Origin of the sequence: Spirillospora sp. NPDC048819 (assembly GCF_040650055.1) — a bacterium.
Lineage (GTDB): Bacteria > Actinomycetota > Actinomycetes > Streptosporangiales > Streptosporangiaceae > Spirillospora.
Genome location: NZ_JBEZGN010000008.1, coordinates 170,230 through 193,958, shown reverse-complemented (window position 1 = coordinate 193,958; position 23,729 = coordinate 170,230). Strand labels below are relative to the sequence as shown.

General features: G+C 72.7%; 23 protein-coding genes. 7 read left to right on the top strand and 16 right to left on the bottom strand.

All coding sequences use genetic code 11. The features are described from left to right. Positions 1-39 precede the first annotated feature (39 nt). A complete protein-coding gene (locus AB0C35_RS14485; protein ID WP_358454913.1) occupies positions 40-747 on the bottom strand; it encodes a class I SAM-dependent methyltransferase in 708 nt (235 codons plus the stop codon). Between the two features lie 174 nt (positions 748-921). Between AB0C35_RS14485 and AB0C35_RS14480 the strand changes: the two genes are divergently transcribed. From AB0C35_RS14480 to AB0C35_RS14470, 3 genes are all read left to right on the top strand, one after another. After that, positions 922-1,113, top strand: coding sequence for a ferredoxin (locus AB0C35_RS14480; RefSeq protein WP_358454911.1), 192 nt, complete (start codon positions 922-924; stop codon positions 1,111-1,113). Between the two features lie 120 nt (positions 1,114-1,233). Continuing rightward, positions 1,234-3,081 carry an endonuclease/exonuclease/phosphatase gene (locus tag AB0C35_RS14475; RefSeq protein ID WP_358454909.1) on the top strand — a complete coding sequence of 616 codons (1,848 nt, stop codon included), beginning with the start codon at positions 1,234-1,236 and terminating at the stop codon, positions 3,079-3,081. A 168-nt stretch (positions 3,082-3,249) separates the two neighbouring features. Beyond that, positions 3,250-3,435 (top strand): hypothetical protein, encoded by a 186-nt coding sequence (locus AB0C35_RS14470; protein ID WP_358454906.1) that lies wholly within the window; start codon positions 3,250-3,252, stop codon positions 3,433-3,435. A gap of 218 nt (positions 3,436-3,653) precedes the next feature. Here the strand turns inward: AB0C35_RS14470 and AB0C35_RS14465 are convergent, their stop codons facing one another. Beyond that, positions 3,654-6,170 carry a hypothetical protein gene (locus tag AB0C35_RS14465; protein ID WP_358454904.1) on the bottom strand — a complete coding sequence of 839 codons (2,517 nt, stop codon included), beginning with the start codon at positions 6,168-6,170 and terminating at the stop codon, positions 3,654-3,656. A gap of 111 nt (positions 6,171-6,281) precedes the next feature. Then, complete coding sequence (locus AB0C35_RS14460; RefSeq protein ID WP_358454902.1) at positions 6,282-6,848, bottom strand: DUF1707 domain-containing protein; 567 nt, start codon at positions 6,846-6,848, stop codon at positions 6,282-6,284. Between the two features lie 116 nt (positions 6,849-6,964). Between AB0C35_RS14460 and AB0C35_RS14455 the strand changes: the two genes are divergently transcribed. The 3 genes from AB0C35_RS14455 (at position 6,965) to AB0C35_RS14445 (ending at position 9,694) form a co-directional block, all read left to right on the top strand. After that, positions 6,965-8,173, top strand: a complete 1,209-nt coding sequence (locus AB0C35_RS14455; RefSeq protein ID WP_358454900.1) for an RNA-guided endonuclease TnpB family protein — start codon at positions 6,965-6,967, stop codon at positions 8,171-8,173. Between the two features lie 238 nt (positions 8,174-8,411). Further along, on the top strand, positions 8,412-8,996 hold the full coding sequence (locus AB0C35_RS14450) for a Uma2 family endonuclease (RefSeq protein ID WP_358454898.1): 585 nt from the start codon (positions 8,412-8,414) through the stop codon (positions 8,994-8,996). Positions 8,997-8,998: 2 nt separating this feature from the next. After that, positions 8,999-9,694 carry a cupin domain-containing protein gene (locus tag AB0C35_RS14445; RefSeq protein ID WP_358454896.1) on the top strand — a complete coding sequence of 232 codons (696 nt, stop codon included), beginning with the start codon at positions 8,999-9,001 and terminating at the stop codon, positions 9,692-9,694. A gap of 6 nt (positions 9,695-9,700) precedes the next feature. Here the strand turns inward: AB0C35_RS14445 and AB0C35_RS14440 are convergent, their stop codons facing one another. Continuing rightward, complete coding sequence (locus AB0C35_RS14440) at positions 9,701-10,186, bottom strand: MarR family transcriptional regulator (RefSeq protein ID WP_358454894.1); 486 nt, start codon at positions 10,184-10,186, stop codon at positions 9,701-9,703. A gap of 65 nt (positions 10,187-10,251) precedes the next feature. Here AB0C35_RS14440 and AB0C35_RS14435 point away from each other — a divergent pair, with 65 nt between their 5' ends. Next, complete coding sequence (locus AB0C35_RS14435) at positions 10,252-11,097, top strand: LLM class F420-dependent oxidoreductase (protein WP_358454891.1); 846 nt, start codon at positions 10,252-10,254, stop codon at positions 11,095-11,097. A gap of 55 nt (positions 11,098-11,152) precedes the next feature. Here the strand turns inward: AB0C35_RS14435 and AB0C35_RS14430 are convergent, their stop codons facing one another. The 12 genes from AB0C35_RS14430 to AB0C35_RS14375 form a co-directional block, all read right to left on the bottom strand. Then, a complete protein-coding gene (locus AB0C35_RS14430) occupies positions 11,153-12,157 on the bottom strand; it encodes a sugar phosphate isomerase/epimerase family protein (RefSeq protein ID WP_358454889.1) in 1,005 nt (334 codons plus the stop codon). 1 nt (position 12,158) lies between these two features. After that, positions 12,159-13,298 (bottom strand): Gfo/Idh/MocA family oxidoreductase, encoded by a 1,140-nt coding sequence (locus AB0C35_RS14425; protein WP_358454886.1) that lies wholly within the window; start codon positions 13,296-13,298, stop codon positions 12,159-12,161. Positions 13,299-13,369: 71 nt separating this feature from the next. Then, positions 13,370-14,446, bottom strand: a complete 1,077-nt coding sequence (locus tag AB0C35_RS14420) for an ABC transporter substrate-binding protein (protein WP_358454883.1) — start codon at positions 14,444-14,446, stop codon at positions 13,370-13,372. Positions 14,447-14,483: 37 nt separating this feature from the next. Next, positions 14,484-15,590, bottom strand: a complete 1,107-nt coding sequence (locus AB0C35_RS14415; RefSeq protein WP_358454880.1) for an ABC transporter permease — start codon at positions 15,588-15,590, stop codon at positions 14,484-14,486. Continuing rightward, the gene (locus AB0C35_RS14410; RefSeq protein WP_358454878.1) at positions 15,587-17,119 is read right to left on the bottom strand and encodes a sugar ABC transporter ATP-binding protein; all 1,533 of its coding nucleotides are present in this window, start codon (positions 17,117-17,119) and stop codon (positions 15,587-15,589) included. The genes AB0C35_RS14415 and AB0C35_RS14410 overlap by 4 nt, the downstream gene beginning before the upstream one ends. A 24-nt stretch (positions 17,120-17,143) precedes the next feature. Beyond that, positions 17,144-18,331, bottom strand: coding sequence for an ROK family transcriptional regulator (locus tag AB0C35_RS14405; RefSeq protein ID WP_358454875.1), 1,188 nt, complete (start codon positions 18,329-18,331; stop codon positions 17,144-17,146). Between the two features lie 269 nt (positions 18,332-18,600). Beyond that, positions 18,601-19,200 (bottom strand): ATP/GTP-binding protein, encoded by a 600-nt coding sequence (locus AB0C35_RS14400; RefSeq protein WP_358454873.1) that lies wholly within the window; start codon positions 19,198-19,200, stop codon positions 18,601-18,603. Then, positions 19,181-19,582 carry a DUF742 domain-containing protein gene (locus tag AB0C35_RS14395; RefSeq protein WP_358454870.1) on the bottom strand — a complete coding sequence of 134 codons (402 nt, stop codon included), beginning with the start codon at positions 19,580-19,582 and terminating at the stop codon, positions 19,181-19,183. Before AB0C35_RS14395 ends, AB0C35_RS14400 begins: the two co-directional genes overlap by 20 nt. 1 nt (position 19,583) lies before the next feature. Beyond that, complete coding sequence (locus AB0C35_RS14390) at positions 19,584-20,030, bottom strand: roadblock/LC7 domain-containing protein (RefSeq protein WP_358454868.1); 447 nt, start codon at positions 20,028-20,030, stop codon at positions 19,584-19,586. Next, positions 20,027-22,648: a nitrate- and nitrite sensing domain-containing protein gene (locus tag AB0C35_RS14385; protein WP_358454866.1), complete on the bottom strand. Its 2,622-nt coding sequence runs from the start codon at positions 22,646-22,648 to the stop codon at positions 20,027-20,029. The genes AB0C35_RS14390 and AB0C35_RS14385 overlap by 4 nt, the downstream gene beginning before the upstream one ends. A 78-nt stretch (positions 22,649-22,726) precedes the next feature. After that, positions 22,727-23,335 carry an ATP/GTP-binding protein gene (locus AB0C35_RS14380; RefSeq protein WP_358454864.1) on the bottom strand — a complete coding sequence of 203 codons (609 nt, stop codon included), beginning with the start codon at positions 23,333-23,335 and terminating at the stop codon, positions 22,727-22,729. Between the two features lie 10 nt (positions 23,336-23,345). Further along, complete coding sequence (locus AB0C35_RS14375) at positions 23,346-23,726, bottom strand: DUF742 domain-containing protein (RefSeq protein ID WP_358454862.1); 381 nt, start codon at positions 23,724-23,726, stop codon at positions 23,346-23,348. Between the last annotated feature and the right edge of the window lie 3 nt (positions 23,727-23,729).

The window sequence follows — 23,729 nt, the reverse complement described above, 5'->3', positions numbered from 1 at the left end:
CGCCGCCCGGCCGCTCTCAAGGGCGGCGCACGCCGCGGGTCAGCGCACCGGGTCGGTGTCGTTGACGCGTTCCAGGACGCGCAGCGAGCCTTCGGCGCGGCGTTCCTCGAACGCGCCGCTCTCCAGTGCCCGCAGGTACACGTGGTACGGCGGCTGCCCGCCGTCCTTGGGGTCGGGGAAGACGTCGTGGATCACGAGGGCCCCGCCGACGGCGACGTGAGGGACCCAGCCCTCGTAGTCGCCCTGCGCGTGCTCCTCGGCATGGCCGCCGTCGATGAACAGCAGCGCCAGCGGTGTCCGCCAGAAGGCCGACACGGTGCGGGACTGCCCGACCACGGCGACGACCTCGTCCTCGAGCCCGGCGGCGGCGATCGTCTTCCGGAAGGTGGGGAGCGTGTCCATCCGCCCTGTGCTCGGGTCGACGAGGGACGGGTCGTGGTGCTCCCAGCCCGCCTGGTTCTCCTCCGAGCCGTGGTGGTGGTCGACGGTGACAAGGATCGTTCCCGCCGCGCGGGCCGCGGCCCCCAGGTAGACCGCGGACTTGCCGCAGTAGGTGCCGACCTCCAGCATCGGGCCGGTGCCGGCGAGGCGCGCCCCGTACTCCAGGGCCGTCTCGTACAGCGCGGCGCCCTCACCGTCCGGCATGAAGCCCTTGGCGTAGCGCGCCGCCCGCAGCAGGTCGGCGGGCATCTCGGGGGTGGACGTGCCGGTCGTCCCCGGGCCGGTGGACGCCTTGGTGTGGGTCATCGCTCTCCTCCAGTCCGGGCACCCTATCCGAGATCCGCTCAGTGAGACCCGCCCTTGTCCCCCTATATGGAACCTGTTCTACTTTTGGGGTCGGCAGACCACCCCGAACCACGTTCGGTAAGTTGGCGGGCGAAGGTGGTACCGGCACGCTCACGGCGGGAACGGAGAAGGCGAATGAGAGTACGAGTCGATCCTCTGGTGTGCGAGGCGAACGCCGTGTGCGTCGGGCTCGCACCCGAGGTCTTCGACCTGGACGACGACGACGAGCTGCGGATCCTGAAGCCGGACGTCCCGCCGGAGGAGGAGGACCGCGTCCGGCACGCGGTCCGCTCGTGCCCGAAGGCCGCGCTGACGCTGGAGGAGTAGGCCCCGAAGGCCGCGGTGTGCCGCCCCGGACGACGTTCGCGAGGGCGGCACGCGGTGCCCGGGCGCACGCGTATCATCCTTGTCGTTCGGTCGGACTCCCTAGTCGATCATGGAGCGCGGGTGGTGCACGGTCTCCGGAGGCTCCTGGCCGCGACCGTCCTCGTCGCACCGCTGGCCGCCCCGCACGCCGCGCACGCCGCGGCGCCCGCCGTGCGCATCCGCGACATCCAGGGCGCCGTGCACGTCTCGCCGCTGAACGGCTCCGCCGTCGCGCGGGTCCCCGGCGTCGTGACCGCGCTGACCGGCAACGGGTTCTGGATGCAGGACCCCCGCCCCGACAGGAACCACGCGACGTCCGAGGGCGTGTTCGTCTTCACCCGGACCCGGCCCCGCGTCGCGGCGGGCGACTTCGTCCGGGTGGACGGCAAGGTCGCCGAGTTCCGTCCGGGCGGCGCCTCGTCCGGCGGGCTGACCCGCACCGAGATCGACGCCACCGCGACCACCGTCGAGGCGCACGGCGCTCCGCTGCCGCCGCCGGTCGTCATCGGCCCCGGTGGCCGCCGGCCGCCGCCGCAGGTGATCGACCGCGGGTACGGCGACGTCGAGCGGGGCGGCGCGTTCGACCCCCGCCGCGACGGCATCGACTTCTACGAGTCCCTCGAAGGGATGCGGATCGAGATCCGCGAGGCCGTGGCGGTCGGCCCGTCCCGCTACGGCGAGGTCCCGGTGCTGCCCGCGAACGGCGCCGGAGCCGGGACGCGGACGGCGCGCGGCGGCATCCTGCTGCGCGACGGCGACGCCAACCCCGAGCGGATCATCCTGGACGACGCCCTCGCCCCGCTGCCCGGGATGAACGTCGGCGACCGGCTCCCGGGCGCGAACCGCGGCGTCCTCGACTACGGGTACGGCGACTACCGCCTGCTGCTCACCGCGACCCCGCGCCGCGAGGCCGGCGGGCTGCCCCGCGAGGTCACCCGCCCGCAGAGGCCCGGCGAACTCGCCGTCGCCACCGCCGGGCTGGACGGGCTGAACCCGGACGCGCCGCCCGCGCGGTTCGCCGGCCTCGCCGGCGACATCGTGACCGGGCTGCGCTCCCCCGATCTCATCACCGTCAGCGGCCTCGGCGACAACAGCGGCCCCGACGACGACGGCACCGTCGCCGCCGACCAGACCGTCGCCCAGCTGATCACAGCGATCAGCGCGGCGGGCGGCCCCGCCTACGACTGGCGGTCGGTCGACCCGCGCGACAACGCCGACGGCGGCCGGAAGGGCGACAACCGGCGGATCGGGTTCCTGTTCCGCACCGACCGCGGGCTCGCGTTCGTCGACCGCCCCAACCTCACCGAGCCGCTCCCCGATAACCCGCCCAAGGGCCCCGACCCCGCCGTGACGCCGGTCCGGGCCGTCCGGCGCGGCGGGACGGCCGGGCTGTCGCTCAGCCCCGGCCGGATCGCACCGGGCGACGCCGCGTGGGCGGGGACCCGCAAGCCCCTCGCCGGGGAGCTCACCTGGCAGGGCCGCCGCATCATCGTCATCGCGAACCAGTGGTTCCCGCGCACGGGCGACGACCAGCCGCTGTTCGGCCGGCACCAGCCGCCGGCCCGTCCCACCGAGTGGCGCCGCGCCGCGCAGGCCCGCGTCGTGGCGGGGTTTGTTCATTCGGTCCGGAAGGTGGACGCGGACGCCAGGGTGATCGTCGCGGGTGAGCTCAACGACGGTGAGGCCTCCTCCCCCGTCGGCGCCCTCGTCCAGGGCACCGGGCTCACCGACCTCCCGGCGCGGCTGCCCGCGGGCGACCGCTACACGGCGGTCACCGGCGGCAACTCCGAGGTCCTCGACCACATCCTGCTCAGCCCGTCCCTGCGGCGGGACAAGCACGAGTTCGACGTGGTGCACCGCAACGCCGAGTTCGCCGGCCCCGACGACCGCGACCCCACCGTCGTCCGCATCAGCATGTCGGGGAAATAGGCGACCCGCCCGGACGGTGGGCGCCCGCTTCCGCACGGTCATCGCACACCAATTTGGGATGTGCCAAAAAGTGCGTCAGGGTCTGACCCTGAATGCCGCCGGTGTTTTCTCCCTGACCCGCGGGGCAGCGAGCGATCGTCAGACCCCCACCGGGAGGAGACGCCGTACATGGCGACCCGATACCGGCCGCACATCAGCCTGGTCGGCCTCATCTACATCATCATCGGCGTGTTCATCGCCTGGGACCGCGGCTATATCGACGAAAGCCTGATCCGCCGCGTGGGCAGCGCGCTGCTGGCCATCTTCCTCTGGGTCCTGATCCTGCTCGGCGTGGACCTCCACATCGACGCCTGAGCCGCCAGCCAGGCACGGGCCGTCCCGAGATTCCCCGCCCCGGGGCGGTCCGTGTCCTGCACGACAGAGTCACCTCGCGCCGACGGCCATAGACCGCACAATGCGCCGGAGGCTACTTTCCGCGCATGACGAAAAAAGGCTGCAGTTGCGGACACGGCGGCGGATGCTCATGCCCGAAGGGATGCTCCTGCGGCTGCAACGGCTGACCGTCCCCGCCGCTACCGCGGGACGCGGGCCTTCCAGAGGAGCGGGACCTCCGAGCGCGGGCCCGCCGTGATTCCGGTGGCGAGGACGGCGGGGCCCATGGCGGTCAGGGCGGTGAGCCGCTGATCACCGGCCCCCGACAGCCCGGGAACCCGGAGAAGCCGCCACGTGGCGCCGTCCGCGGACGTCAGGACCACCGCGTCCTGCGTCGAGGTGGTCGCGGCGACGACGAAGCCGTCCGGCGTCGAGGTGACCGCGGTGGCGTTGAAGTCGCCGCCGAGCCCGTACGCGCCCCAGGTCGTCCCGCCGTCGGCGGAGACCAGCGGTGCACCGTCCTCGCCGATCGCCACCAAGACGTTCCCGTGGGCGGCGACATCGGTGAGCGGCCCGGTGGCGAGACCGGCCGGAAGTTCGGCGGCCGTCCACTTCGCGCCGTCCGGTGACGTCCAGACGGCCGGCGCCTCCCCACGGGCGCCGACCGCCACGTACCTCGCGGCCGTCGCCGTCACATCGGACGGGGCGCCGTCGAGGTCGGTGCGCTTCCACGCCCGGAGGTCGGCCGTCCGCCAGATCGCGCCCGTCCCGACCGCGACGTAGCCGGACGACCCCGTCGCGGCGGCCGCGGGCGGCGGGCCGGCGGGGAACGCCGCCTTCTGCCAGGACGTCCCGTCCTGCGAGGTCATCGCGAGGGGCGCCGGTCTCGCGCCGGACGTGCGGCCCACCGCGAGCCACCCCTCGCCGCCGTGCACGACGTCCGAAAGCCGTCCGCCGGCGCCGGGGAACCGGGCGCGCTGCCAGGTGCGGCCGTCCGGGGCCGTCCAGATCGCCGCGCCGCCATTGCTGCTGCCCACCGCGACCGAGCGGCCGGGAGCCGCCGCGACGGACGTGATCGCGCGTTCCGGGCGGACGGCCCCCGGCACGGTCCGCAGATCCACGCCGTGCAGGTAGGCGTCGTCGCCCTGCCGCCCGGAGATCGCGACCGCGCCGCCCGACGCGACCGTCAGCCCGCTGCTCCGCACGGGCGCGGCGACGGTGCCGCCCGGCTGCCACGCGCGGCCGTCGGCGCTGCGCAGGATCGTGCGGGCGCCCTCGGCGCCCTGCACCAGCACCGCGAGGCCGGCCGGCGTTCCGCCGAACCGCTCGATTCCGTACCCCTTGAAGCGGCTCGCGACCTGCCACTTCAGGCCGTCCGCCGACGTGAACAGGACCCCGAAGCGCGTCGTCCTGCGGCGCTTCTTCGGGCCGGTCGTGTGCTTGCCCTCGCGGACGGTCGCGAACCCGCCGGGACCGAACGTGAGGCCCTTCGTGGGCCCGTACGAGCCCTGCGCCTGCGGGATCTCCACGGGGGCCCACGTCCGCCCGCCGTCCGTGGACCGCCAGACGGCGTGGGCGGGCACGGTGCGCGTGACCTTCTTCCCGCCCCGCCTCCGGGTGACCTTGCTGGAGTAGGTCCCGTACGCCACCAGGACCGTCCCGGACGACGCCACGCGCTCGAAGCCCGTGATCCCCTTGAAGCCCTCGACGCGCTGCCAGGTGCCGCCGTCCGCCGAGATCCAGACGACGGCACGGCCGTCCGCGACGCCCACGGCCGCGAAGCCGTCGCCGGTGCGGGCCAGGTGGTTCACCTTGTCTGACGGCTGGAACGCGGCGCCGAGCGTGTGCCTGGTCCAGGTCTTGGCGTCCCGGCTCGTCCACGCCACCGTGCCGCCGCCGGACGTGCGGCCGAGCGCCGCCCACAGTCCGTTCCCGCCGGAGACCATGCCCGGGTCGTCGCCGAACGGGAGCACCGAGCCGTCCGCCGTGCGGATCCGCCCCAGCGACCAGGCGTGTCCCCCGTCGACGGAGGAGAGGAACCTGGTCCGCTCCCGTCCCGCGACGCCGTCGCTCTCGGTGCCCGCGGCGACCAGCGTCCCGCCGGCCGCGGCGACGGCGGCGAGGTCCTGGACGAGCCCGTCGGTCTCGGCGGCCGGGTCGGGCGCGAAGAGCGCGTCCGCCGCCACCGGGCCGGGGACGCCCGGCTCGTCCGAGCCGCTCTCCCCCTGGGACACCGTGAAGATCACGCCTGCGGCGACCAGGACGAGCCCGGTCACAACCGCCAGCCGCGAACGCAGCCCGCGCGCCGGGGGCGGGGACGGGGCCTGCTTCCGCGCGGTCAGGCTCGGCCCGGCCACCAGCACGTCGTCCGGGTCGGGCGCGGCCTTCTTCGACGCGGGCTTCTTGCTCTCGGTCTTCTCGGGGGCGGGCTCGGCGGGCTCGGGCTCCGCTGTCTCCGGCGCCTCCTCCAGGCGGACGGCGTTGACGCTCGTGGCCTCGCCGGCGGACCGTTCCCGGGGCGGGGCACCGTGGCCCCAGCTCAGCCCGGCGGCCCGCCACGCCTCGTACGCGCGCTGCCAGGGTGACAGCGCCGCCCGCATGCCGGCGAGGTCGCCGGCGACGCCGAAGGTCAGCCGCCGCCGGACCTGGCGGGAGCCGGCCGTTTCCTCCTCGGCCGTCCGCCGGGCCTCGTCCTGCTCCGGGGTGCTCGCCGTCACACGCGCTCCTTCACGGTCCTGTCGGACCACCATCAAATCGCGCCACACAGGTGTCTGTACGGACATCCAGGTGAACGGCGGCCAATGGGGCCGCGGGAGCGTTCTATCACTTCATGAGCGGCGTATTCGATCTTTCGCCTCGATCGTTCCCTTGTAGGCATAACCCCGGACGTGAACGACCGGCGCACCGGCCGGCGGGACGCCGTGGACCTCGGTGGAGACGCCCACACCGTCGGTCTCCACGCGAACACCCGGAGGCACGATGATCTCCACCGAGGACTTGTAGGCCAGGATCCGAAGCACGGTGACGGGCCCGTCCAGCTCGGCGGACCGCAGGTCGAGCAGGCCCGTCCCCTTGTAGACGACGGTGGTGAAACGCTCGGGCAGCCGCCAGCGTCCGGCGCGCGTGACCGGGCTCTTGTAGGCGACCTGGAACCGCCCGGCGGGTCCGGAGCACTCCGGGACCGCACCGCCCCCTTGGCGGGGCAGGTCGGCGGCCACTGCCCCGAGTTCCTCATGGGTGCGTGAGGCCAGGACCAGGTCGATGCGCTCGTCGAGCTCGGCTTCGCTCAGCCGCCCCTCGGCGAAGGCCGTGTGCAGCCGGACGAGCATCTCGTCGCGGTCGCGGTCCGAGGCGCGCAGCGCGGGCGCGTTCTGTGGATGCTGCTCGACGCTCATCAGTCCTCCTTGATCATGGATGCCCCTGCCGTCAAGTACCTAAGGAAACGCTGCACAACGCTGCAAATTCGAACTGGCGTACGATATTCAGCCGTGACGCCGGTAGGATGTGAGGCATGGCACGGCAGGTGAAGCGGGCGTTCCGGTACCGCTTCTACCCCACGGGCGAGCAGGCGGCGGAACTTTCCCGCACGTTTGGCTGCGTGCGCCTCGTTTACAACAAGGCGCTGGAAGAACGCACCCGTGCCTGGTACAGCGAGCAGCGCCGCATCTCCTACGTGCAGTCCTCGGCCACGCTGACCGAATGGAAGAAGACCCCGGAGCTCGGGTTCTTGTGCGAGGTGTCCAGCGTCCCGCTTCAGCAGGCGTTGCGGCACCTTCAGACCGCGTTCACCAACTTCTTCGCCAGGCGCGCGAAGTATCCGCGTTTCAAGGCGAAGAAGAAGACTCGCGGCTCGACGGAGTACACCCGTTCGGCGTTCCGCTGGCGAGATGGTGAACTCACCTTGGCGAGGATGTCCGATCCATTGGACATCGTGTGGTCGCGCCCATTGCCGGTGGGGTCGGAGCCGTCCATGGTGACCGTCTCCTGCGACAGTGCGGGGCGTTGGTTCTGCTCGATCTTGTGCGAGGACATGATTGCGCGGCTTGACCCGGTCAGCCAGGTGGTGGGCGTGGACGCGGGGGTCACGTCGCTGGTGACGCTGTCGACGGGAGAGAAGGTCACCAACCCCCGGTACGAGCGGCGGGACCGGGAACGCCTCGCCAAAGCGCAGAACGATCTGTCTCGCAAGGCGAAGGGGTCGAAGAACCGGGACAAGGCCCGCCGGAATGTTGCCCGGATCTACGCGCGGATCGTTGACCGGCGCCGTGATCACCTGCACAAGCTGTCGACTCGGCTCGTCCGTGAGAACCAAACGGTCGTGATCGAGGACCTGAACGTCGCGGGCATGGTCCGCAACCACTCGCTGGCCCGCGCGATCTCGGACGCGGCATGGCGGGACCTGCGGACGATGCTGGAGTACAAGGCCGACTGGTACGGCCGCGAACTCATCGTGATCGACCGGTGGTTCCCCTCCTCCAGGCTGTGCTCGCAGTGCGGGACCAGCACCGAGAAGATGCCCCTCGACGTGAGGGAATGGCGCTGCGATTGCGGCGCGGTCCACGACCGCGACGTCAACGCGGCCCGCAACGTTCTGGCCGCCGGGCTGGCGGTGTCTGCCTGTGGAGCCGGTGTAAGACCTCAACGGGAGCCCTCCCGGACGGGGCAGTCGGCGACGAAGCAGGAAACCCGACCGGCGACGGTTGGAATCCCCTGCCTTTAGGCGGGGAGGAAAGTCAACGCATCTCTCCTTCGGAGAGAGAGAAGAGAGAGAAAAGGGTCTGCCTCCGCAGACTCGTCCCTCCCCCGGGTGGAGGGTCAAGTCCAAGACACGATGTATCTTAACCTGCCGCCCCTCTGCTTTCGAGACATTGGCCGCATCCCGACGCGCGATCATGCCTGCGGCCCTGCCGGACCCGCGTCCGCTAAATTCGGAGAAGCCGAGGTGAGGGGGACGATCCATGGGCGGGACGCTCGGCCGCGCGCACGGTCCGTACACGCTGTACGACCTGGACGCGCTGCCCGAGGAGGGCCGCCGCTACGAACTGGCGGACGGGTGGCTGAACGAACTGCCGGGCGACCTGTGGCACGACCACGCCGCCGAACAGCTCAAGAACGTCCTCAAGGACGCGGCCCGCCAGGCGGACGCCGACGTCCACGTCGCCGGGGCTCCGCAGGACGTGACCACCCCCGCCGGCATCCGCAAGCCGGACGTTTTCGCCGTGACCCGCGACGTCGCCCGCGCCGCCCTGGAACGGCAGACCCGCACCTACTACGGTCCCGACCTCATCCTCGTCGCCGAGGTCGTCACGCCCCGCACCGTCAACGAGCAGATCGACCGCGTCCGCAAGGTGAGCGAGTACGCCCTGACCGGCATCCCGCACTACTGGCTGGTCGACCTGGAACCCCGTCCAACGATCACCATGCTGGAACTCAGGGACGACCGCTACGAGGTGGCCGCCAAGGCCCGCTCCGGCGAAACCATCACGCTGGACCGCCCCTACCCGATCGCCTTCGACCCGGCCCGCCTCTCCGAAATGGACTGACCGTGCTGCTGCTCACGACTCTCGATGCCTGGCAGGCCCAGCCCGGCCCGCGGTTCGTCCTGTCCGAGGCGGGCGCGGTGTGGGCGCCCGATGACGCCGCCGCGCTGGCCGTGGCCGATGACGTGTTCGAGGACGGGCAGGTCGTCGCCGTCACGCTGGATCCGGCGCCGGGTGCCGTGCCTGGACGCGGGGTGATCGACCGGACGACGGCTGCGCGCGTCCGGTACCTGCGGCGCGGCCCGGACGGGCGGCACGTCGCGATGCTCGATCGTCCCGCGACGGCCGAGGCCCTCAGCCTGCTGCCGCACCCCGAGGGCGGGTGGTACCGGGAGACGTGGCGGTCGGACGTGGCGTTCACGCCGGACGGATACCCGGGTGAGCGGGCCAGCGCCACCGGCATCTACTTCCTGCTGCCGCCCGGCGAGGAGTCGATGTGGCATGCCGTCCGGTCCGCCGAGGTGTGGCTGTGGCACCGGGGTGGGCCGCTGACGCTGCTCCTCGGCGGGGACGGAGAACGCCCGTCCGGGACGCAGGAGTCGATCACGCTGGGAGCGGACGTGGCGGGCGGGCAGGTCCCGCAGGCCGTCGTGCCGGCGGGCGTGTGGCAGGCCGCCCGTCCGTCCGGTGACGAGGAGGTCCTGGTCAGCTGCGTGGTCTCCCCCGGCTTCGACTTCGCCGACTTCCGCGCCCTGCCCTGATCCCGCTCAGCGCACCGGCTTGCGGCGCGGGCGCACCGTCTGCTCGGCCCAGAACGGCTCCATCACCCGTCCGAGTGCACGGGTGAGCATGCGCAGTTCGTCGTCCGACAGCGGCCCGAACACGTCCGCTCCGACCCGGTCGGCGGCTTCGCGGGCCCGGCGGTGCAGCGCGGTCCCCTCTTCGGTGATCTGGACGGAGTAGCGCCGCCGGTCCTTGGGGTCCCGGGTTCGCTCGCAGAGCCCGCGCGCCTCCAGATCGTCCACGAGCCCGACCATGAGCGTGGGGTCGAGCAGGAGGTAGCCGGCCATCTCCTGCTGCGACAGCGTTCCGGAGGAGCCGAGCATCGCGAGGACGAGGAAGTGCCGCACCCGGAGGCCGAGGGGCCGCAGCTCCTCTTCGAGCCGCTGCTCCAGCCACCAGCCGCACTTGGACATCTGGAAACCGGTGAGGGAGGCGAGGCCCTCGGGCAGTCCGTCCCGCATCGAAGCCATGCCGACAGCGTATATCCCGTCGATCATCGCTTGACTCGATCGTGGAAAAGTTCGACTATTGAGCCATGCCACCGACCTTGGGACTTTTCGCCGCCAACCTGCACGCGTGCGCGGAACCGCGCGCCACCGCCCGTGTCGCCGAGCTCGCCGAGGACCTCGGGTACGACTCGCTGTGGGTCGCCGACCATGTGGTGCTGCCGAGCCCGCGCGTCGACTCCTCGCCCCTGGACCCGGACGTCCCCGTCCTCGACCCGCTGATCGCGCTCGCCCACCTCGCGGCGCACACCGAGCGCATCGCCCTCGGGACCGGGATCATCGTCCTGCCGCAGCGCAACCCGCTGATCCTGGCCAAGCAGCTCGCCAGCGTCGACGTGCTGAGCGGGGGACGGCTCATCTTCGGCATGGCCGTCGGATACCTGGAGCCGGAGCTGCGGGCCCTCGGCGTCCCGCCCGAGGACCGCGGCGCGCGCGCAGACGAGTACCTCGGGGCGATCCGGTCGCTGTGGCACGACGACAAGCCCGCCTTCCACGGGCGCCACGTGGACTTCGACGGCGTGGACGCTCATCCGCGTCCGGTGCAGCGTCCCGTTCCGGTGGTGACGGGCGGGCACAGCCGGGCCGCGCTGCGGCGGGCCGTCCGGCACGCCGACGGCTGGTACGGCTGGATGCTCGGACGCCGCGCCGCCGCGGATCTCATCTCACGGCTGACCGAGGAGACCGGCGACCGTCCGCCGCTGCACATCTCCGTCACCCCGCCGCGGGCGCCGGATGAGGAGCACGTCACCGCCTACGGCGCGATGGGCGTGGACCGGCTCATCATCGTCCCGCCGCTCGGTGCTCCGCTCGCCGAGGTGCAGCGTTTCGTCGAAGACCACGCCCCGGGAAGGGTAGGCGCCCGGGTCGCGTCGTGAGGGGAGCGGCGCGCCGCGCCCGGTGCGTGGCCTCACCGGGGCGGCGCGCCGCGGGTCACTCGGACGAGAACGCGGAGTCGAAGGACGACGTCGGCAGTTCCATCGCGTTGAGGCCGCGGACGAACTCCAGCGCCTCCGGGGCGCCCTGCAGCCGGTCCATGCCGGCGTCCTCCCACTCGACCGAGATGGGGCCGGTGTAGCCGATCGAGTTGAGGGCGCGGAAGACGTCCTCCCAGGGGACGTCGCCGCGGCCGGTGGAGATGAAATCCCAGCCGCGCCGCAGGTCCGCCCACGGCAGGTGGGACGAGAGCCGCCCGCGCCGGCCGTCGCCGGTGCGGACCTTGGTGTCCTTGCAGTCGACGTGGTAGATCCGGTCGCGGAAGTCGAACAGGAAGCCGACCGGGTCGAGTTCCTGCCAGACGAAGTGGGACGGGTCGAAGTTGAGGCCGAACGCGGGACGGTGCCCGATCGCCTCCAGCGTCCGCACGGTCGTCCAGTAGTCGTAGGCGATCTCGCTCGGGTGGACCTCGTGCGCGAACCGGACGCCGACCTCGTCGAACACGTCCAGGATGGGGTTCCAGCGGTCGGCGAAGTCGGCGTAGCCGCGTTCGACCATCGCGTCGGGGGTCGGCGGGAACATCGCGACCGTGTGCCAGATCGACGAGCCGGTGAAGCCGATGACGGTGTCGACGCCGAGCTTCGCGGCGGCGCGCGCGGTGTCCTTGATCTCGGCCGCGGCGCGCTGCCGGACGCCCTCGGCCTCGCCGTCGCCCCAGATCCGTTCGGGCAGGATCGCCTGGTGGCGTTCGTCGGGGTTGTCGCAGACGGCCTGGCCGACGAGGTGGTTGGAGATCGCCCAGACCTTCAGGTCGTGCTTGGCGAGCGTCTCCAGCTTGCGGGGAACGTAGGTGTCGTCGGCGAGTGCCTTGTCCACCTCGAAGTGGTCGCCCCAGCAGGCGATCTCCAGTCCCTCGTAGCCCCAGCCGGACGCGAGCCGGCAGACCTCCTCGAACGGCAGGTCCGCCCACTGGCCGGTGAACAGGGTGATCGGTCGTGCCATGTCAGTCGCTCCCTTCGACGTCGACCCAGCGCCGGGACGCCGCGCTGTCGGCGACGGCGGCGAGGACGCGCTGGATCCGGAGCCCGTCGGCGAACGAGGGGCTGGGGTCGGTGCCGTCAGCGATCGCCGTGAGCAGGTCGGCCATCTGGTGGGTGAAGGTGTGCTCGTAGCCGAGCACGTGACCGGGCGGCCACCAGTGCCCGGTGTAGGGGTGGACGGGCTCGGTGACGACGATGCGCCGGAACCCGGCCGTCGCCGCGTCCTCCGTCCCGTCGTAGAACCACAGCTCGTTCAGCGACTCCAGGTCGAAGGACAGTGCGCCGGACGAGCCGCTGACCTCGATCCGCAGCGCGTTCTTGCGTCCCGTGGCGGCGCGGGTGGCCTCGAAGGACGCGAGCGCGCCGCCGTCGGTGCGCCCGATGAACAGGGCGGCGTCGTCCACGGTGACCTGGGCGGTGCCGCCCCCGGGCGCCGGGCGTTCCGGGACGAAGGTCTCCATCGTCGCCGACACCCCCGTCACCTTGTGCCCGGTGATGAACTGCGCGGTGTCGACGATGTGCGAGGCGATGTCACCGAGCGCGCCCGACCCGGCCCTGTCGCGGTCCATCCGCCAGTTGAACGGGGCCTGCGGGTCGGTCAGCCAGTCCTGGAGGTACTGGGCCCGGATGTGCCGGACGGTCCCGAGCCGCCCGTCGGCGACCAGCCGGCGGGCCAGGGTGACCGCGGGGACGCGCCGGTAGTTGAACCCGACCATCGACCGGATGCCGCGTTCGCGGGCCCGGTCGGCGGCGGCGGCCATCGCCTCGGCCTCAGCGACGGAGTTGGCGAGGGGCTTCTCGCACAGCACGTGCTTGCCCGCGTCGAGCGCGGCGACCGCGATCTCGGCGTGGCTGTCGCCCGGCGTGCAGATGTCGACGAGCTGGACGTCGTCGCGGCGGAGCAGCTCCTTCCAGTCGGTCTCCACCGACGCCCACCCGAGCGACGCGGCGGCCGCGCCGGCGCGCTCGGCGGAACGCCCGGCCAGCGCGGTCATGACCGGGGTCAGCGGCGGCCCGAAGAACGGCCCGACGCTGCGCCACGCCTGGGAGTGGGCGCGTCCCATGAACGCGTGCCCGACCATCCCGACTCCGACGGTCGTCATATCCTGCTCACCTCTCTGTCTGGCCGGCGCATCCACCCCGTGCGGGGCGGACGCGCCGGCGCCCCCGTCGCTCAGGACTCGAAGCCGAGCGGCATGTAGCGGTCGACGTTGTCCTTGGTGATCGTCTCGGACGCCAGGGTGATCGACTGCGGCACCTGCAGCTCGACCAGGTCGGCCATCCCCTTGCCCTGCGCGATCAACCGGCCCAGCTTGATCGCGGACGCGGCCATCGTCGGCGAGTAGGTGACGGTCGCCTCCAGCACGCCGCCCGCCTTGATCTCCCGCATCGCGTTGGCGGACCCGGCGCCGCCGACCATGAAGAACTCCTTGCGGCCGGACTGCTTGATCGCTGCGAGCACGCCGACGCCCTGGTCGTCGTCGTGGTTCCAGACGGCGTCGATCTTCTTGTGCGCCTGCAGCAGGTTGGAGGCGACCTGGTTGCCGGACTCGACGGTGAACTTCGCGTCCTGCTTGGCGGTGACGGAGAAGCCGTGGGACTTCAGCGCGTCCGCGAAGCCCTTGCTGCGGTCCTGCGTCAGCGGCAGCGTCGCGATGCCCTGGATCTCCACGATGACCGGGTCGGCGACGCCCTTGTCCTTGAGCTTCTTGCCGATGTAGTTGCCGGCGGAGACGCCCATGCCGTAGTTGTCGCCGCCGATCCACGTCCGGTACGACAGGTTGTCGGGGAAGACGCGGTCGAGGTTGACGACCGGGATGCCGGCGTCCATCGCCTTGCGGCCGACCTGGTTGAGCTGCTCGCCGTCGTTGGGCAGGATCACCAGCACGTTGACCTTCGCCCTGATCAGCGACTCGACGGCGGAGATCTGCTGGTTGATGTCGTTGGTCGGCTCCACCGGCTTGAAGCTCACGTCGGAGTACTTCTTGGCCTGCGCCTCGGCGTTCTTGGCGATCGCCGCGATCCAGCCGTGGTCCGCGGCGGGCGCGGAGAACCCGACGGTCACCTCCTTGCCCGGCTTGTCGTTGTCGCCGGCGAGCGTGCCGGCCTGCGGGGTCGTGCCGGAGTCGCCGCTCTCGGAGTTGCCGGTGCAGGCCGCGGCCAGGCCGCCGGCCGCGACGACGGCGCCGCCGAACAGGACGCCTCTACGAGTGGGACGGGGGCCCTTCTGATGCGGGCGCTGTTCACGCATGTCGTGCTCCTGATTGAGGGGTGGGCTGGCAGGGGGGTCAGGTGGGCGAGCGGAGCCCGCGACGCTGCAGCAGCACGGCGCCCACGATGATGGCGCCCTTGGCGATCAGCTGGTCGCTGGTCTGCAGGCCGTTCAGGATGAACAGGTTGGTGATGAGGGTGAACACCAGCACGCCGAGGATCGACCCGACGACGGTGCCGCGCCCGCCGGTGAGCAGCGTGCCGCCGATGATGACGGCGGCGATCGCGTCCAGTTCGTACAGGTCGCCGTGCGTACTGGAGCCGGTGGTGGTGCGCGCCATGATGATGATCGCGGCGATGCCGCAGCAGAACCCCGACAGCGCGTACAGCGTCAGGGTGTGCCGGCGGACGTCGATGCCGGCGAGCCGCGCCGCCTCGGGGTTGCCGCCGACCGCGAACGTCCGGCGGCCGAACGTGGTGCGGTTGAGCAGCAGCCAGCCGGCCAGCCCGACCGCCGCGAAGATGTACACGACCAGCGGCAGCCCGAGGATCTTCGTCGTGGACAGCGCCACGAGGGCGTCGTTCTCCGGGCCGATGAGCTGGGTCCTGCGGTCCGACATCCGCTGCGCCAGCCCCCGCGCCGCGACGAGCATCGCGAGGGTGACGATGAACGGGACCATCCGCCCGTAGGAGATCAGCAGCCCGGTCACGACGCCCGTGCCCGTCCCGACGAGGATCGCGCACAGCGCCATCACCGCCGGGCCGTACGACTGCGTCGCCACGGTCGTCGCCCATACCGACGCCAGCGCCATCACCGACCCGACGGACAGGTCGATCCCGCCGCCGATGATCACGAACGTCTGGCCGACGGTGATCACGCCGATGGTGGCGGCGAGCACCAGGATGGCGACCATGTTCCCGGACGTGGCGAAGTTGTCGGGCTGGGTCGCGAGCCCGACGCCGGCGAGCAGCACCAGCGCGGCGGCCAGCCCGAGATGGTGGATCTCGCCGGGCCCGCGCGCCACGCCGCCGCCCCTGGCGAACGGCCGCCACGGCCCGCCGGGCCCCGCCTTCTTGGTCAGCGAGACGGGCGCCCCGCCGGACTCGGTTGCGGCCCCCTCGGAATGACCCGTGTCGTTCCCGGGGGTCTGGGGGGTCGTCCCCTCAGATTGACGCGCGGTCACAGGGCACTCCCTTCCATGATCATGTTGAGCACGGTGGCCTCGTCGAGGTCGCGGGCGTCGCCGGTGTGCACGACCCGCCCCTCGCGGACGACGAGGACGCGGTCGGCGAGCCCGAGCACCTCGGGGACCTCGCTGGACACCAGCAGCACCCCGATGCCGCGCCCGGCGAGCTCGCGGATCACCGCGTACAGCTCGGCGCGGGCGCCGACGTCCACGCCGCGGGTCGGTTCGTCCAGGATCAGCAGCCGCAGATCGGCGGCCCCGAGCAGCCAGCGCGCCAGCACCACCTTCTGCTGGTTGCCGCCCGACAGCGTCACGACCGGCCGTTTCGGGTCGGGCGGGCGGATGTCGAGCGCCTCGATCTGGCGGCGCACGGCGGCGATCTCGCGGCGGCGGTTGAGCCAGCCGAACGAGGCGTACCGGGACAGGCCGGCGACGCTGACGTTGCCCGCGACGGTCTCGTTCATCAGCAGCGCCTGGCTCTTGCGCTCCTCCGGCGCCATGCCCATCCCGCGCCGCACCGCCGCGCCGGTGTCGCCGGGCCGGACCGGCCGGCCGTCGACGAGCACCCGTCCGCGGGCGGGACGCCGCGCGCCGTAGACGGTCTCCAGGATCTCCGAGCGGCCGGAGCCGACCAGCCCGGCGAGCCCGACGATCTCGCCGGCGCGGACGGTGAGCGACACGTCGTCGAAGGCGCCGGGAAGCGCCAGGTTCTCGACGCGGAGCACCTCGGGCCGGTCGTCGTCGTCGCGCGGGGGGTCGGGGCGTTCGGGGAAGACGTACTCGACGTCGCGGCCCGTCATCAGCGACACGATCTCGTCGGTGGACGTGGTCTGGGCGGGCAGCCCGACGGCGACGGCCCTGCCGTCCTTGAGGACGGTCACCCGGTCGCCGACCTCGCGGATCTCCTCCAGGCGGTGCGAGATGTAGATGACCGCGACGCCGGCGGAGGTCAGCTCCCGGATGATGCGGAACAGGTTGTCCACCTCGTCGTGGGCGAGGGCGGCGGACGGCTCGTCCATCACGAGGATGCGGGCCTCGTGCGACAGGGCGCGGGCCATGCTGACGACCTGCTTGCCCGCCGCGGGCAGCCGGCCGACCTCGCGGCGCGGCGGGATCTCCCCGTGCCCGAGCCGGCCGAGCAGTTCGCGCGCGGCCTTCTCGGCGTCGCCGCGCCGGGTGAAGCCGAACGTGGCCTTCTCGTGGCCGAGGAAGATGTTCTCCGCGACCGACAGCCCGTCCACCAGGTCGAGTTCCTGGTAGATGGTCGCGATGCCGGCCCGCATCGCGGCGGTCGGCCCGGCGAGCCGCACCGGCTTCCCGGCGAACAGGATCTCGCCCTCGTCCGGCTGGTGCGCGCCGGCGAGCACCTTGATGAGCGTCGACTTCCCGGCGCCGTTCTGCCCGAGCAGGCAGTGCACCTCGCCGGGACGTACGTCGAGGTCGACGCCGTCCAGGGCGCGGACGCCGGGGAACTGCTTGACGATGCCGCGCATCAGCAGCAGGGGTTCGGTTTCGGGCGAGCCCATCGGGCCTCCTCGGCGGAGAGGGGGTTAGGACGCGGAGAAGACGTGGTCGCTGATGAGTCGGGCGCCGCCGACCACGCCGGCGGCCCCGGCGAGTTCGGACAGCACGATCGGGAGGTTGCCGGTCGCGAGCGGCGCGGACCGGCGGTAGACGACGCTGCGGATCTCGGCGAGCAGCGCGTGGCCGAGACCGGCGACGCCGCCCGCGATGATGACGAGCCCCGGGTTGAAGAAGCTGACCAGCCCGGCGAGCACCTGCCCGACGTGCCGGCCGCCCTCCCGGATGATCTGCACGGCGACCGGGTCCCCCGCGGCGGCGGCCTCGCCGACGTGCACGGCCGACAGCTGCCCGTGGGTCTCCAGCAGCGCGGCGAGCTGCGGTGACCGGCCCGACCTGGCGGCCGCCTCCGCGTCCCGGGCGAGCGCCGCGCCGCCGAAGTAGGCCTCCAGGCAGCCGGCGTTGCCGCACGCGCAGATGGGGCCGTCGTCGTCGACGCGGATGTGGCCGATGTCGCCGGCGCTGCCGGACACGCCGCGGTAGATGGCGCCGTCCACGACGATGCCGCAGCCGATGCCGGTGCCGATCTTGACGAGCAGGAAGTCGTCCACCGCGCGGGCCAGCCCGGCGTGCAGCTCGCCGAGCGCCATAAGGTTCACGTCGTTGTCGACCAGCACCGGGCAGCCGAGCTCCTGCCCGATCGCGTCCCGCACCGGGAACCGGTCCCAGCCGGGCATGATCGGCGGGACGACCGGCATGCCGTCGCGGAAGCTGACCGGCCCGGGCACCCCGATCCCGGTGCCGTGCACCTGGCCGATCAGGCCCTCGTCGCGCAGCTTGCCGAGCAGGTCGAGGGCCCGGTCGAGCACCACGGTCGCGCCCTGCCGGACGTCGCACTCCTCGCTGACGTGCCCGAGCACCTCCATGGCGCCGTCGGTCACGGCGACGTCGATCGAGGTGGCGCCGATGTCGAAGGCGACGAACCGCAGCCGCGGCGACAGCCGGACGATCCCGGAGCGGCGCCCGCCCCGGGACGCGGCCAGCCCCGCGCCCTCGACCAGCCCGAGCTCGACGAGCCGGTCCAGCTCCACGGCCAGCTTCGAGCGCGACAGCCGGACGACGTCGCCCAGCTCGGCCCGCGAGCGCGGGCCCTCGTCACGCAGCAGCCGCAGCAGGCGCGCCTGATGCACGTTCTGCGGGCGAGCCGACATGCGCATCACGCCGTCCTCTCGGAACCGGTCCGGGGCCGTGTGACTCCGGTCTCATGGCGAGACCGTAACCGGCTTTCGCCTCTTTGAGAAGACCTTTTCTCTAGATCAACCGAACTTCTTCCACTCAGAGGACAAAGCCGCCGACCAGCGCAGACAACGAAGACCCCCGGACCGAAGGTCCAGGGGTCGGGAACGCACGGCAAGGCAAGCCGGGCGACGCGGCGAGCGCACGTGCTTGAGGGTGCAGGCGCCGGGGACGCCTGCACCCTCAAGCACTAGGCGTACTGGCGGCCGCTCATGGTGCGCATGATGTGCTCGACGAGGGTGATGAGCACGCGCTTGGCGTCCTCCCTGTCGCGCACGTCGCAGGAGATCACCGGGATGTCGGGCGACAGGTCGAGCGCGTCCCGGACCTGCTGGGCCGTGTGCTGGCCCGCCCCGTCGAACCGGTTGACGCCGATGATGAACGGGACGCCGCGCCGCTCGAAGTAGTCGACCGACGCGAAGCAGTCGGCGAGGCGGCGGGTGTCCACCAGGACGACCGCGCCGAGCGCGCCCTTGGCCAGTTCGTCCCACATGAACCAGAACCGGTCCTGGCCGGGCGTCCCGAACACGAACAGCACGAGGCCGTTCGGCAGGGTGATCCGCCCGAAGTCCATCGCCACGGTCGTCGTCGTCTTCGACGCGACGGCCGTGGTGTCGTCGATCCCGATGCTCTTCTCGGTGAGCGCCTCCTCGGTGCGCAGCGGACGGATCTCGCTGACCGCGCTCACCAGGGTGGTCTTGCCGACGCCGAAACCACCGGCCACGAGAATCTTGACCGTCAGCGCGGATTCGCCCGGGGGGGCGACCGCGTCAGAGCGCACGGATTCCATCGATCACTTCCTTGAGTACGCGCTCGCCGGGGAACTGCGCCACCGGCGCGGGACGCCGGACCTGAATCAGCGAGTGGTCGAGCAGGTCGCCGAGCAGGACACGGACGACCCCGAGGGGAAGTTCCAGATCCGACGCTATCTCGGCGACCGACAACGGGGTGCGGCAAAGCTCCAAGATCATGTCATGTTCCGGCTCCGGCGCCCACGGGGACGCCGCAAGTGCCGGGCCGTCGCCGTCGGACGCCGGCGGGTCCGCCGCGACGATCAGGGCCACCAGATCGAACTCGACGCCGTCGTAGTGCGTCCGGCCGCCGGTGAGCGCGTACGGGCGGACGACGGGCCCCGCGTCGTCGTCGTACCAGGCGCCGCCTCGCCCCCGCACCTCAGCCGCCGCCGGGCTTGGCCGCGGCGACCCGCGGGTTGGCCGACAGGTGCTGCCCGACGCGGGTGACCAGCATCGCCATCTCGTAGGCGATGACGCCGAGGTCGGCGTCGGCGGAGGCGAGGACGGCCAGGCAGGCGCCGTGCCCGGCGGCGGTGACGAACAGGAACGACGACTCCATCTCCACGATCGTCTGCCGCACCGGCCCGCCGCCGAACGACTCCCCCGCCCCGCGCGCGAGGCTCTGGAAGCTGGCGGCCACGGCGGCCAGATGGTCGGACTCCTCGCGGGCCAGTCCGCTGGACGAGGCCATCCGCAGTCCGTCGCTCGACAGCACCACCGCGTTCTGCACCGGGGCGACCCGCTGGACGAGGCCGTCGAGCAGCCAGTTCAGCTCACCGCCGGCTCCGCCCGGAACCTCCGCGCCGGGGTACTGGGCTTGTGTCATGGGGTGTCGTCCTCCTGGTCGGCTGGGTTCCGCGCGGCCTCCGCCTCGGCGTCGGCCGCGTCCTGCCTGCCACGCTGCCATCCACGCTGCATGGCGGACATCATCGATGCCATCGTCTCGGGTGAGCGCGCGTCGTCCGCCGGCGCGGCGTCCATCGGCCCGGCGTCCGCCGGCGCGGCGTCCGTCGGGACGGGGTCCGTCGGCACGGGTGCGGCGAGCGGCATCCCGGCCGGTTCCGGCGCGGGCGGCGGGCCGGCGGGCTCCGCCGGCGGCTCGGGGTCCACGGGCGGAGGCCGGCCCTGGGCGGCGAGGTGCTCGTCCACTCGCCTCTTGAGCTGGGGCGCCAGATGCTGCTGCCGCCTGCGCTTGGGAAGTCCACCGGGATCCTGCGACGCGGGCTCCGGCGGGGCCTCGGCACTCGCCTCGGCGGGCGCGGGCTCGGGCCGGGGGGCCGGCGGAACGGGATCGGGCGCGACGTGCTCGGCCTCGGCCTCGACCAGCCGCACGACGCCGCCCGGGTCGGCCCTGCGCGCCCCGGCACCGCCAGACTCGACCGCCGGGCGCGCGGGCGCCGACAGCGCCACCGCCGGGCCCGGCAGGGTCTGCATGGGCCCGGTGACACGGCGCGCGGCCGGTTCGGGCTCGGCGCCGTCCACGATGAGCGAGCCGGGGATCAGCGCGATCGCGGTCGTCCCCCCGTACGGGGACTGGCGGAGCGTGACGTGGATGCCGTGCCGCTCGGCCAGCCGCGCCACGACGAACAGCCCGAGCTGGGCACTGTCGGACGGGTCGAACTCGGGCGGATGGGCGAGCCGCGCGTTGGCGACGCGCAGCGCCTCCTCGGTCATCCCGAGCCCGCGGTCCTCGACCTCGATCGCGAAGCCGTTGGCGACCGGCTGGCCGCTGACCCGCACCGGCGACTGCGGCGGCGAGAACGTCGTGGCGTTCTCCACGATCTCGGCGAGCAGGTGGATGACGTCGGCGACGGCCGAGCCGAGCAGCGCGACGCGCGGCAGCGGCTGCACTCTGACGCGCGGGTAGTCCTCGACCTCGGCGACGGCGCCGCGGACCACGTCCACCAGCGGCACCGGGCGGCGCCAGCCGCGGCCGGCCGTCTTGCCGGCGAGGATCACCAGGCCCTCGGCGTGCCGCCGCATGCGGGTGGCGAGGTGGTCGAGCCGGAACAGGTCCGACAGCTCCGACGGGTCCTCGGTGCGGCGTTCCATGGTGTCCAGCAGGCTGAGCTGGCGGTGCAGCAGCGCCTGGTTGCGGCGCGCGAGGTTGACGAACACCTCGCTGATGCCGCGCCGGGCCGCGACCTCGCCCTCGGCCGCCCTGACGACGGCGTCGCGGGCGCGGTCGAACGACGCGGCGATCTGCCGGATCTCGTTGATGCGGTAGTCGGCCCCGGGCGGCGGCTCGGGTTCGGCGGCCCGCCCGGCGCGGATGTCCTCGGCCAGCTTCGGCAGCCGCCGGTGGGTGAAGTCGACCACGCCGCCGGCGAGCGCGCGGCATTCGCGCACCAGCCGCCGGGAGACCCGGACCGCGAAGAAGGACGACAGCAGGATCGCGAGCAGCCCGAGACCGCCGGCGAGGGCGAGCCGCGTGAAGGTGCCGACCGCGATGCCCTGGGCGTGTTCGGTGACGTCGTCGAGGACCTCGTTCTCCAGGTCGAAGAGCCGGCCGTTGACGGTGTCGGCGACGGACCGCCAGTCGGCGGCCTCGATGACGGGCGCCTCGCGCGCGCCGGCCTGCCCCGGCCGCGTCGGCCGGGTGCCGCTTCCCGCCGTCCCGTCCGGCGAGCCGGCCCGGCGCTGCGCGGCCGCCGGCGGCACGGCGCCGTTGATGACCTGGTTCTCCAGCATCATCAGCCGGCTGAACGGCGGCGACGCCATGAGCCGCTCGTAGTGGGCGTGGTGCTCGGCGGGCAGCTCGCGCGCGTTGTCCGCGTGGATCGTGTGGTGCGCCCCGACGAGCTTGGCGAACTGGGTGCGTTCGGCGGCGGTGATGCGTCCCGCGGCGAGCGCCCCGGTCAGCAGGGCGTCCTCGCGCGCCAGGTACTCGCGGGCGCGGCCGAACGAGGTGAGCGTGCGGGCGCGGGCGGTGATGGATCCCTCCGCCGGCGTGGTCGCGCTGTACATCGCGAAGCCGGCGTCGATCAGGGCGTTGTACTCGCCCAGCACGTGCGCGCGGCCGGCGGCCCGCCGGTCCACGCTGCGGCGCAGCTCCCCGAGGCCGCCGAGCTTGTCGACGAGCCCGTCCATCCGGACGACGACCTCGGGCAGGATCGCGTCCCGCATGCCCTCGTCGCGGCTGCCCGCGCGGACCTCCCTGGCCGCCTTGTCGGTGGCCTGCCGCTGCGTCCGCATCGCTCCGGGATCCACCGGCCGGGCGCCGCCGAGCATGGCCATCGACAGGCGCCGCTCCTTCTGCAGGCCGTCGATGAGCCGCTGGGTGGGCAGCACGGCGTTCTGCTGGAAGGTCCGGCTCTGCAGGAGCTGGTGCGCGTCGCCGTAGGTGATGCTGGTGACGAACACCCACAGCGAGGCCAGTGCCAGCAGCGGCACGAGGACCAGCAGGGTGATCCTCGCCCGGATGGAGGAGAAACGGGGGGCCATCACAGCTTCGGCGCTCGGGGGCGGAACATGCGGGGGAAACCTCCCGATGCGTGGTGTACGGGGGTGTGCGGGAGCCTACTACGTCGCGGGTTCCCGGCGGTCCGGCGGTCGCGCGCCATCCTGCCCCTCCTGCGGGTCCGGCCAGCTCAGGACATGCTCCATCAGCGCGACCAGAACATGCTTGGACGATTCGCGGCGCCGGACGTCGCACAGCAGCACCGGGACGCCGGGGTCCAGGTCGAGCGCGATCGCGACGTCCTCGGCCCGGTGCGTGCGGTGGCCGTCGAAGCAGTTGACCGCCACGACGAACGGGACGCCGCGCCGCTCGAAGTAGTCGATGGCGGGGAAGCAGCCGGTCAGCCGCCGCGTGTCCGCCAGGACGACCGCGCCGATCGCGCCCGCCGCCAGCTCGTCCCACATGAACCAGAACCGCTCCTGTCCGGGGGTGCCGAACAGGTAGAGGAGCAGCTGCTCCGACAGGGTGATCCGCCCGAAGTCCATCGCGACGGTCGTGGTCGATTTGGCGCCCACGCCGGCCACGTCGTCGACGCCGACGCCGCGGTCGGTCAGCGGCTCCTCGGTGTGCAGCGGCCGGATCTCGCTGATCGAGCCGACCATCGTGGTCTTGCCGACGCCGAACCCGCCGGCGATGAGGATCTTCGTCGTGACGAGGGGACGCGCGCTCATGCCGGTCTCCTCAGAGGGCGCGTAGGCCATTGAGCACCTCCCTCAGCACTCCGCTCGGGGGACGGCGGCCCTGTGCGGGCTCCACCGCGGCGACCACGGTGATCAGGCCCTCGTCCCGCAGGTCGCCGAGCAGGACCCGGACGACGCCGATGGGCAGGCCGAGGTCGGCCGACAGGTCGACCACCGGGACGGGACGCGCGCAGCCGCGCAGCACCCGCGCGTGGTCGGGGCTGTAGCGCAGCCGGTCGCCCGGCGGGGTGCCGGTGGCGGCCACGACCGCGATCAGCTCGAAGCCCGCACCCTCGGGACGGGTCCGTCCCCGGGTCATGGCGTACGGACGCACGACCGGACCGGCCTCCCGGTCCAGCCACCGCTCTGCCGACGCGGACATCGG

What these genes read in the sequence shown, in the direction of transcription:
- AB0C35_RS14440 (WP_358454894.1), bottom strand. Translation starts at nt 10,186, where the DNA reads ATGGCTTCGATGCGGGACGGACTGCCCGAGGGCCTCGCCTCCCTCACC.
- AB0C35_RS14425 (WP_358454886.1), bottom strand. Translation starts at nt 13,298, where the DNA reads ATGACGACCGTCGGAGTCGGGATGGTCGGGCACGCGTTCATGGGACGC.
- AB0C35_RS14380 (WP_358454864.1), bottom strand. Translation starts at nt 23,335, where the DNA reads ATGAGCGCGCGTCCCCTCGTCACGACGAAGATCCTCATCGCCGGCGGG.
- AB0C35_RS14455 (WP_358454900.1), top strand. Translation starts at nt 6,965, where the DNA reads ATGGCACGGCAGGTGAAGCGGGCGTTCCGGTACCGCTTCTACCCCACG.
- AB0C35_RS14435 (WP_358454891.1), top strand. Translation starts at nt 10,252, where the DNA reads ATGCCACCGACCTTGGGACTTTTCGCCGCCAACCTGCACGCGTGCGCG.
- AB0C35_RS14390 (WP_358454868.1), bottom strand. Translation starts at nt 20,030, where the DNA reads ATGACACAAGCCCAGTACCCCGGCGCGGAGGTTCCGGGCGGAGCCGGC.
- AB0C35_RS14430 (WP_358454889.1), bottom strand. Translation starts at nt 12,157, where the DNA reads ATGGCACGACCGATCACCCTGTTCACCGGCCAGTGGGCGGACCTGCCG.
- AB0C35_RS14410 (WP_358454878.1), bottom strand. Translation starts at nt 17,119, where the DNA reads ATGGGCTCGCCCGAAACCGAACCCCTGCTGCTGATGCGCGGCATCGTC.
- AB0C35_RS14375 (WP_358454862.1), bottom strand. Translation starts at nt 23,726, where the DNA reads ATGTCCGCGTCGGCAGAGCGGTGGCTGGACCGGGAGGCCGGTCCGGTC.
- AB0C35_RS14460 (WP_358454902.1), bottom strand. Translation starts at nt 6,848, where the DNA reads ATGAGCGTCGAGCAGCATCCACAGAACGCGCCCGCGCTGCGCGCCTCG.
- AB0C35_RS14405 (WP_358454875.1), bottom strand. Translation starts at nt 18,331, where the DNA reads ATGCGCATGTCGGCTCGCCCGCAGAACGTGCATCAGGCGCGCCTGCTG.
- AB0C35_RS14420 (WP_358454883.1), bottom strand. Translation starts at nt 14,446, where the DNA reads ATGCGTGAACAGCGCCCGCATCAGAAGGGCCCCCGTCCCACTCGTAGA.
- AB0C35_RS14450 (WP_358454898.1), top strand. Translation starts at nt 8,412, where the DNA reads ATGGGCGGGACGCTCGGCCGCGCGCACGGTCCGTACACGCTGTACGAC.
- AB0C35_RS14400 (WP_358454873.1), bottom strand. Translation starts at nt 19,200, where the DNA reads ATGGAATCCGTGCGCTCTGACGCGGTCGCCCCCCCGGGCGAATCCGCG.
- AB0C35_RS14480 (WP_358454911.1), top strand. Translation starts at nt 922, where the DNA reads ATGAGAGTACGAGTCGATCCTCTGGTGTGCGAGGCGAACGCCGTGTGC.
- AB0C35_RS14385 (WP_358454866.1), bottom strand. Translation starts at nt 22,648, where the DNA reads ATGGCCCCCCGTTTCTCCTCCATCCGGGCGAGGATCACCCTGCTGGTC.
- AB0C35_RS14470 (WP_358454906.1), top strand. Translation starts at nt 3,250, where the DNA reads ATGGCGACCCGATACCGGCCGCACATCAGCCTGGTCGGCCTCATCTAC.
- AB0C35_RS14485 (WP_358454913.1), bottom strand. Translation starts at nt 747, where the DNA reads ATGACCCACACCAAGGCGTCCACCGGCCCGGGGACGACCGGCACGTCC.